This window comes from Brevundimonas sp. (assembly GCF_031082345.1).
In the GTDB taxonomy this organism is placed as follows: Bacteria; Pseudomonadota; Alphaproteobacteria; order Caulobacterales; family Caulobacteraceae; genus Brevundimonas.
The window spans coordinates 1-9013 of sequence record NZ_JAVHLH010000101.1; the positions used below are offsets into that span (position 1 = coordinate 1).

The following is a 9013-nucleotide window of genomic DNA, read 5'->3' on the forward strand; positions in this document are numbered from 1 at the left end:
ATGGGACGCCCGCCGACCAGGCCGATGCCTCGGCGGGCGCGAGATCGGATTCGCGGAGACCGAGTAGCGCCGCCAGCCCCGGGCGGTCGGCCGGATCCGCCGCCGCGCCGCCGCCAAGCACCAGCTGGGCGTTCATGATCGGCAACTCGGTCGATCTGGCGGCGATGATCCGCAGTCCGTTCGGCAGGGTTCGCTCGGCCACCGCGGGCGCGACCACCGCCCGGGCCTCGCCCAGCGCCGGCGGCGCCATGCGCTGGTCTTCGGGCAGCAGTTCGTTCGCCGGCAGCACGGCCGGCGGCACGGTCACGAAGGTCGGGACCGGGGCCGGGTTGCGCCAGCTGTCCTCGGGCACGCCGGCCGGCCGCGCGCTCTCGTCCTGATAGCGCAGCGACACCCGGGCCTGATCGTTCAGATAGGTCCGCGCCACCCGCTGCACGTCGGCGGCGGTCACCGCCTGGATCGCCGCCAGGTTTTCGTCCGGCGCCTTCGGATCGTTCTCGCTGACGATGGCCCGGCCGAGGATGAAGGCCCGGCCCGACGCCGTCTCGCGCTGGCGCAGTTCGCCGGCCACGATCTCCATCCTGGCTTCCGCCAGTTCGGCCGCGGTGACCGGTTCGTCCCGCATCCGCGCCAGTTCGGCGTCCAGCGCCGCCTCGACGTCGCCGATGGCCTTGCCCCGGGCCACGATGGCGGTGGCGACGATCGAGCCGTCCTCCTCGTTGCTGCCGACGCCAAGGCCGGCGTTGGCGGCCAGCTGGCTCTCGTAGACCAGCGCCTGGTGCAGGCGCGAACTCTCGCCGCGCGACAGGATGGCCGACATCACCTCCAGCGCCGCCGAGTCCGGATGGTCGGCCGGCACGCCCGGATAGATCACGCCCACGGCCGGTAACGGCACATTGGGCGCATAGGCGTCGACGAGGCGCGGCGACGTGCGCGGCGTCTCGACCGGCCGCTCCAGCACCGGCACCGGCCGGTCGGGATTGCGAATGTCCGCGAAATACTGGTCGACCAGTCGGTTCAGCTCGGCCGGATCGAAATTGCCCGACACGATCATCGTCGCCGTCGCCGGACGGTAATAGGCCTCGTGGAAGGCCCGGGCGTCCTCGATCACCGCCGAATCCAGCTCCTCGATCGAACCGATCACGCTGCGCCGGTAGATGCTCTCGTCGAAGCTGTTGTCGCCGATCACGAAACGCTGGAAGCGGCCGTAGGGCGGGGCCAGCACCCGCTGGCGCAGCTCTTCCTTGACGATCGAGCGCTCGGCTTCGAACACCGCCTGGTCGACCACCGGCCGCGCCATCCGCTCGGCGTGGGTCCACAGTATCCGTTCCAGATACTGCGGCGGCACGGTCTCATAGTAGTTGGTGAAGTCCTGGCCGGTGGAGGCGTTGCGGCTGCCGCCGGCGTTCTCGACCATGGTCGAGATCTGGCCGTAGGGCAGGTTGACGGTCTTGCGGCTGAGGATGTGCTCGAACAGGTGGGCGAAGCCGCTGCGGCCCTGCGGGTCGTCCTTGCCCCCGACGTCGTACCACAGGGTCACCGTCACCGTTCCCGCGCTCGGGTCCGGCATGGCGTAGACGTCCAGCCCGTTGGCCAGCTCCCGATGGGTGTATTCCAGCGGCGGCACGACGATCGGCGCGGGCGCGGTCTGGGCCAGGGACGGCCCGGCGGCGAACGGGGCGAGGGCCAGCAGCGAGGCCCCCAGAAGCGCGGCGGTGCGGGTCATGTCGGCGGTCCCCTCGGTCAATTCTGAACGGCGGACCGGACCCTATCAGCCGCCGCGGCCGTCCATAGTTACGTCGCTGTAATGAACAGCGTCACCTCGTCACGGGTCGGCAGGGACGGCTGGGCCCCGGGCCGCGTCGCCGCGATGGCGCCGGCGGTGCAGGCGAACACCAGCGCCGCCTCCGGCTCCATCCCCTCCAGCAGGGCGACGCAGATCGCCCCCACGAAGGCGTCTCCGGCGCCGGTGGCGTCGACCGCCAGCACCGTCGGCGCGCCGGCCCGGGCGACCTCGCCCCCGTTCCGGTGCATCACCGCCCCTTGCGGGCCCAGCGTCGTCACAACCCGGCCGCCGCCCTGGTGCAGCGCCTCGCCGTAGAAGGCGGCCTCGGTCTCATTGACCACGATCAGGTCGGCCCGCCGCAGCAACTGGTCCGACACCGGCGCCGCCGGGGCCAGGTTGACGCAGACGAAGTCGGTCGCCCGCCCCACCGCCGCCTCGACCGTCTCGACCGGCAGCTCGAGTTGCACGATCAGCGGCCCCTCGATCCGCGCCGGCAGCTGTTCCGGCGTGACCCGGTGATTGGCCCCCGCCGCCACCACGATCTGGTTCTCGCCCGATGGATCGACCGCGATCAGGGCCACGCCCGTCGGCGCGTCCCGGTCCGTGTCCACCTCCGACAGGTCGACCCTGCCGGCCTCCAGCAGCGCCGTCGCCTCGTCCGCCATGGCGTCGTCGCCGACTCGCCCGATCAGGCAGACCTTCGCCCCCAGCCGCTGCGCCGCCAGCGCCTGGTTGGCGCCCTTGCCGCCGGGATGCCGCGCCAGCGTGGCCCCGGTCACCGTCTCCCCGGGCCGCGGCAGATGCGGGGCCGAGGCCACGAAATCGAGATTGATCGAACCGACGACGGTGATCCTCAAGGCGCGCCCTCCCGGCGAGCGCCGCACGGCGCGGACTGACGGACGCTGTATAGCCCCCGGCCCGGCCGCGCCGCCACTCGTCCTGACAGCGCCCTGGAATAGCGCCCTAGAATTTGCGCCCGACGCCCAGCGAGACGACCCATGGGTCGAGGCCCACGTCGCTCTTCAGCGCGCCGCCGTTGATCGTCGCCTCGGTGTCGAACCACACCTTCTTGACGTCCAGGTTCAGCGTCCACGGTCCCGTCAGGGCGACGTCCGCCCCGGCCTGCAGGGCATAGCCGAAACCGTCCTCAAGCTCGACGGTGAAGCCGTTCTTGTCCTCGCCGTCGAAGAACAGCATGTAGTTCACGCCCGCGCCGACATAGGGGCTGACCCGCGCTTCCGGCATCGGCCGGTACTGCAGGGTCACCACGGGCGGCAGCACCCAGGTCTCGTGCACCGCCACGTCGGTGGCGCCGCCCTGGGCGCGGATCTCGTGCTGCGTCGCGCCGAGAATGGCCTCGACCGCGATATGGTCGGTCAGGAAATAGGTGAAGCCCAGCGTCGGCATGATGTCGTCGCCGACCCCGACGTTCAGGCCCGAGGCCACGCCCGCCGCATCGGTGATGGCGTCGTCGGCGTCGCTGGAGATCTGGGTGACCCGGCCGGTGACGATCAGATCGCCCTTGCGCGCGACCTGCCAGTCGCCGGTGTTCTGGGCCATGGCCCCGCTCGCGGCGCCGCTCGCGGCGATCATCGCCAGGGCGGCGGCGACCAGGGTGAGGTTCCGTTTCATCGTCGTCTTCCACGGCGCCGTCCGGCGGCGACATGCGGCCGGTGGGGCGTCGGAAAGCCCCATGCGCGCGCGGTCCGCCCCCGGCCTTGCGCGGGCGCAAACCTTGGCCGCAGGGCGCTGCGACAGAATGTCCGGTCAGGCCATGGTCGCGGTGATCAGGGCGAACACCCCGTCCGCATCGGCCGACGTCGCCCAGCGGTGCGGCAGGCCGCCCGCCACGGCCTCGCGGAATTCCACCGCCGTATGCCCCCGGGTCAGTTCGCTCTCCGTCTCCACCCGGATATGGCAGGCCGCCAGCTCGAACAGCTCCGGCTTCAGCAGCCAGGCGACCGGACAGGGATCATGCACCGGCGGCGCGTCCCAGCCGACGATCCGGCGCTCGATCCGCTGCGAGAACCGCATCATCGCGGCGGCGACATCGGCCCTCGCCGTCCCGATCGCCTCCAGCGCCGCGATCCGCGCCTCCGTCGCCCGCACCTGGTGCGTCGCGTCGAGCCCGAACAGCACCGCGTCGCAGCCGCTGGCCAGCACCTCGGCCGCCGCCTCCGGATCGGCCCAGATGTTGAATTCCGCCGAGGCGGTGATGTTGCCGCCCTCCGAGCGCGCCCCGCCCATCACCGCCACCGGCCCCAGCCGCTCCGCCAGCCCGGGCTCGCGCCGCAGCGCCAGCGCCAGATTGGTCAGCGGCCCCATCACCGCCAGGGCCACGGCCCCCTCCGGCCGCGCCATGACCCGCTCGACGATGGCGTCCGCCGCGTGACCGTCCGCACACGGAACGTCCGGCTCGAACGGCGTCAGGTCGCCCAGCCCCTCGGCCCCGTGGAACTCGCCCGCCCCCGCCGGCTCGCGCCGCAGCGGCCGGTCCGCGCCCCTGAACACCGGCACGTCCTCGCGCCCGGCGATCTGGCGCAGCATCCGCGCGTTCCGCGCCGTCTTCTCCACCGGCACGTTGCCGCCCACGGCAGTGATCGCCAGCAGCTCCAGCTCCGGCGAACCGAAGGCGAGCATCAACCCCACGGCGTCGTCCACGCCGGGGTCGCAATCGATGATCAGGGCCTGTCGCTTCAACGGCACGCCTTGACGCACGCCGCCGCCAGCACCTCGGCGGAATCCACCAGCGGAACCGACACGTCGCCGGCGTCCAGCAGCAGCGGCACCTCCGTGCAGCCGGCGATGACCACCTCGGCCCCGGCCGCGACCAGGGTCGCCGCCAGCCGCCGCATCTCGGCCCGCGGGGCCTCGCCGAGGTCGCCCGCCTTGACGGCGTTGATGCCGCTCATGATCGCCAGTCGATCGGCCCCGGTCAGGCGCACGATCTTGGTTCCCCGGGCCTGCAGGGCGCGCGTGTACAGCGCCTCGCCGCCCGGCGTGGCCAGCACCCCGACCTTCCTGGCCCCGCCGGCCGTGGCGACGGCGGTGGTCTCCTCGATCATGTCGATGAACGGCAGGCCGACCTTGCGGATGCTCGCCGTCAGGGCGTGGGCCGTGTTGCAAGGCATGGCCAGCACCTGGGCCCCGGCGTCACGCAGACGCATCGCCATCTGGCCCAGCATGGCCTCGGCCGCGTCCGGCGCCCGCTGCCGGTCCGGCACCCGCGGATTGATGTCGGCGAGGATGCGGATGTGGTCCTGGTCCTGCTGAGCCGGCGTCAAAGCCTGCACCCGCGCCAGAAAGGCGGTCGTCGCCGCCGGTCCCATGCCGCCCAATACGCCCAAGGTTCGTCTGGCCATCTCGCCTCCGTCGCCGATCGACGCCTTGCCAACCGGTCATTCAGCCGCCCTTATGCGACAAAACCATGAGGGGACGCCAATGCAGACCGAAGCCGAGGCCGCGACGGCCCTGATCACCAACGACGCCGTCGTCCTCGGCCTGCTCGCCGTCATCCTCGGCGGGGTGTTCTGGGCCTCGAACCTGTCGCATCCGTGGGTCAAGCGGTTCTTCACCGTCATCCCGGCCCTGCTGCTGTGCTATTTCCTGCCCTCGCTGCTGACCACCTTCGGCGTGGTCGATCCCGAGACCTCGCGCCTCTATTTCATCGCCTCGCGCTTCCTCCTGCCCGCGGCCCTGGTGCTCCTGACCGTCTCGGCCGACCTGCCGGCGGTCCTCGGTCTCGGCCCCAAGGCGCTGATCATGTTCGCCACCGGCACGGTCGGGGTGATGATCGGCGGCCCGGTCGCCCTGCTGCTGACCAGCTGGATCGCCCCCGAACTGATGGGGGCCGGCCCCGAGGCCATCTGGCGCGGCATGTCGACCGTCGCCGGCAGCTGGATCGGCGGCTCGGCCAACCAGGCGGCGCTGTACGAGATCAACGCCCCCTCGGCCGACACCTTCTCGATCTGGATCGCCGTCGATGTGGTCGTGGCCAATATCTGGATGGCCGTCGTCCTCTGGATCGCCGCCAACCAGCGCACCATGGACAAATTGTTCCGCGCCGACACCACCGCCGTCGACCGGGTCCGCGACAAGGCCGAGGCCTATGAACTCGAGAACGCCCGCATCCCGTCCCTCAAGGATCTGATCTTCATCGTCGCCGTGGCCTTCGGCGCCGTCGGCCTGGCCCACGCCATCGCCGACCCGCTGGCCGTCTGGTTCGGCGAGAGCTTCGACTGGGCCCAGCGGTTGTCGTTCGACTCCAGCTTCTTCTGGCTGGTGCTGATCGCCACGGTCATCGGCGTGGTCCTGTCCTTCACCGGCGCCCGCAAGCTGCAGGGTCCCGGAGCGGCCAAGGTCGGCTCGGTCTTCGTCTATGTGCTGGTCGCCACCGTCGGCCTGAACATGAACATCGCCGCCGTCCTCGACAGCCCGGTCTATTTCCTGATCGGCGGGGTCTGGATGCTGATCCACGTGATCCTGATGTTCGGCATGGCCTTCCTGATCCGCTCGCCCAGCTTCTTCCTCGGCGTCGGCTCCATGGCCAACATCGGCGGCGCCGCCTCGGCTCCCGTCGCCGCCGCCGCCTTCCACCCGTCGCTGGCCCCGGTCGGCGTCCTGCTGGCCGTGGTCGGCTACATCATCGGCACGGCGGCGGCCTGGTTCACCGGCCTGGTGATGATGCAGATCGCGGCGGGGGCCGGCTGAGCCCTCAGGGCACGATGCCGGTGATCTCCCCCACGCCTTCGTCCTCCTCCCCGCTCTCGTCGGGCAGGGGGATGGCGCGGTCGAACCGCTCCATGGCCTCGGCGTCGTCCCCGACCTGATCGACCTGCTGGTCCAGCGATTCAGACGGGGTGTCGGGGGTGTTGCGTTCGGTGTCGGTCATCCGCGGCTCCTGCTGAGTGTCCTCAACAAAACCGGCGCGGGCCGAAGAGCGTTCCCTGGCGCCATCCCGCGATCGGCGACAGCTCCAGGCCTGCCCCCGCTTTCGTCATCCCGGACAAGCCGCGCAGCGGCGCGATCCGGGACCCAGCGGCGCGCGCGAGCGCGAACCTGTCGGGAGCGCAGGTGCATCGACTGCAACGTCTGGTGTTTCGCCGCCGTCGCGGCGCCGCTGGGTTCCGGGTCTCCGCTGCGCTTCGCCCGGAATGACGAAAGGTTATTGGCGAACGATCTCCCACGCCGCCGCCACCGGCAGCACCTCCAGCCCCGCCGCCTTCGCTGCCCGCAGCACCCGGTCCAGATCGTCCGGCGTGCAGCCATAGTCTGTCGGCCGGTCGCTGACATCGTGCCCATAGGCCGTCAGCCAGCCGCGCCGCGCCGCCGCCTCGGCCATCAGCGCCTCGAGGTCGTAGCCGGGCAGCCGCCGGCTCTCCAGCCCGATGCTCTTGATCAGCGCCCGGTCCTCGCGCCCGGCGTTGACCCCGTCGCGCACCCCTCGCGCCAGTTCGAACCGCCGGCGCACCACCCGTTTGGCCCCGACCGTCGCGTCCCCGAACGGCCAGGCGAAGGTCGTCATCCGATAGCCGCCCAGCCGCTCGGCCACCCAGGCCGCATTGGCGTCGAGGCTCAGCCGCAGGGCCTCCGCGTCCATCCGCAACGCGCTGGTGTGCCCGAAGGTGTGGCACCCGACCTCATGCCCCGCCGCGTGCAGCGCCTGCAGCTGCTCCACCCGATACTGGTCGCGGTCCATGTTCACGCCGCCGGCCAGCCCGCCGCACACATAGTAGGTCGCCTTGACCCCATGCGCCGCCATCACCGGCCCAGCTTCCGTCCACGCCGTCATCGGAAAGTCGTCGAAGCTCAGCGAAAACACCCCCTTCGCCGGGGCGATCTCCACCGCCTCCACCGCGAGATAGCGCGCGGCCCGCCGACGCATCTGGTCGATCTGCTTCATGGGGCGAACGCTAGCGGTCGACGCTTAACATTCCGTCCCCCGTCCTTTCCGGCGAAGCCGGAATCCATGGCCGCTAGCCCCGGTTCTTCACAGCGGGCACGACGATGTCACAACGGGCACGACGTGGCCGGAGCCTGGCGCGGACCCCGTTGTGTCCGTCGTCGGTCCGTGGTGTCCGTTGTGATGAACCCGGCGCCCGGGCTCCTTGCCGCAAACGGGCCCCCCGTCTAGGGTCCGCCGCCTTCTCCCCCGGACGAAAAAGCCGCCTGTGACCACCGAACCGCTCGCCTTCCAGGACCTGATCCTGACGCTCCACAAATACTGGGGCGATCAGGGCTGCGCGATCCTCCAGCCCTATGACATCGAGGTCGGCGCCGGCACCCTGCACCCCGCCACCGTGCTGCGCGCCCTCGGCCCGCGCCCGTGGAAGGCCGCCTATGTCCAGCCCAGCCGCCGCCCTGGCGATGGCCGCTACGGCGAAAATCCCAATAGATTACAACACTATTACCAATATCAAGTAATCCTGAAACCGAACCCCGACAACCTGCAGGCCCTGTATCTGGGGTCGCTGGCGGCGATCGGCATCGATCCGAAACTGCACGACATCCGCTTCGTCGAGGACGACTGGGAGAACCCCACCGTCGGCGCCTGGGGTCTGGGCTGGGAGGTCTGGTGCGACGGCATGGAGGTGACCCAGTTCACCTATTTCCAGGGCGTCGGCGGCATCGAGGTCGACGTCGTCTCGGGCGAGCTGACCTACGGTCTGGAGCGCCTGGCCATGTACGTCCAGGGCGTCGACAACGTCTACGACCTCAAGTTCACCAAGGAGGGCCTGACCTACGGCGAGGTCTTCCTCGAGAACGAGCGCCAGCAGTCCGAGGCGAATTTCCACGGCTACGACGTCGACGGCCTCAAGCGCCGCTTCGAGGACATGGTCGCCGAGGTCGAGCGCTTCCTCGCCATGAAGGGCCCGCAGGGTCAGGCCCTCGTCCTCCCCGCCTACGACCAGGTCCTCAAGGCCTCGCACCTGTTCAACCTGATGGACGCCCGCGGCGCCATCGCGGTGGCGGAGCGCCAGAGCTACATTGGCCGGATCAGGGACCTGTGTAAGGCGTGTGCTCTGGCTTGGGTCGAACAAGAGCGAGCAAGCGCGTGACCCGCGACGACCACCACAGCGCCCCCTTCCCCTCGACGGGGAAGGGTCGGGGATGGGGTGGCGGCACGCTGCGTCCGGATGTGGCGCATGAGGCGTCGTCGAGCGGCGGCCGAAGCCGATCCGCTCCCTCCCACCACAAGCCTGCCTCCACCCCCACCCAACCCTCCCC

At 70.8% G+C, this 9013-nt stretch carries 9 protein-coding genes; 2 read left to right on the forward strand and 7 right to left on the reverse strand.

Annotated elements, in window-relative coordinates:
* From RDU12_RS08205 to RDU12_RS08225, 5 genes are all read right to left on the reverse strand, one after another.
* Positions 1–1726: insulinase family protein (locus tag RDU12_RS08205; RefSeq protein WP_308684420.1), on the reverse strand; the 1726-nt coding region annotated here is incomplete at its 3' end.
* A 68-nt stretch (positions 1727–1794) separates the two neighbouring features.
* Positions 1795–2643 (reverse strand): ribokinase, encoded by an 849-nt coding sequence (locus tag RDU12_RS08210; RefSeq protein ID WP_300292512.1) that lies wholly within the window; start codon positions 2641–2643, stop codon positions 1795–1797.
* A 106-nt stretch (positions 2644–2749) separates the two neighbouring features.
* Positions 2750–3418 (reverse strand): OmpW family protein, encoded by a 669-nt coding sequence (locus RDU12_RS08215; protein ID WP_300292510.1) that lies wholly within the window; start codon positions 3416–3418, stop codon positions 2750–2752.
* A gap of 135 nt (positions 3419–3553) precedes the next feature.
* A complete protein-coding gene (locus RDU12_RS08220) occupies positions 3554–4486 on the reverse strand; it encodes a nucleoside hydrolase (protein ID WP_308684421.1) in 933 nt (310 codons plus the stop codon).
* On the reverse strand, positions 4483–5148 hold the full coding sequence (locus RDU12_RS08225) for an amino acid racemase (RefSeq protein WP_308684422.1): 666 nt from the start codon (positions 5146–5148) through the stop codon (positions 4483–4485). The genes RDU12_RS08220 and RDU12_RS08225 overlap by 4 nt, the downstream gene beginning before the upstream one ends.
* A 79-nt stretch (positions 5149–5227) precedes the next feature.
* On the opposite strand from RDU12_RS08225, the gene RDU12_RS08230 reads away from it, so the two are divergent.
* The gene (locus tag RDU12_RS08230; protein ID WP_300291355.1) at positions 5228–6496 is read left to right on the forward strand and encodes a DUF819 domain-containing protein; all 1269 of its coding nucleotides are present in this window, start codon (positions 5228–5230) and stop codon (positions 6494–6496) included.
* A gap of 4 nt (positions 6497–6500) precedes the next feature.
* Here RDU12_RS08230 and RDU12_RS08235 read toward each other — a convergent pair whose 3' ends face one another.
* Positions 6501–6677 (reverse strand): hypothetical protein, encoded by a 177-nt coding sequence (locus RDU12_RS08235; protein WP_300291352.1) that lies wholly within the window; start codon positions 6675–6677, stop codon positions 6501–6503.
* A 273-nt stretch (positions 6678–6950) separates the two neighbouring features.
* Positions 6951–7688, reverse strand: a complete 738-nt coding sequence (locus RDU12_RS08240; protein ID WP_300289995.1) for a polysaccharide deacetylase family protein — start codon at positions 7686–7688, stop codon at positions 6951–6953.
* 268 nt (positions 7689–7956) lie between these two features.
* On the opposite strand from RDU12_RS08240, the gene RDU12_RS08245 reads away from it, so the two are divergent.
* Positions 7957–8844 (forward strand): glycine--tRNA ligase subunit alpha, encoded by an 888-nt coding sequence (locus RDU12_RS08245; RefSeq protein ID WP_300289994.1) that lies wholly within the window; start codon positions 7957–7959, stop codon positions 8842–8844.
* Positions 8845–9013 lie beyond the last annotated feature (169 nt).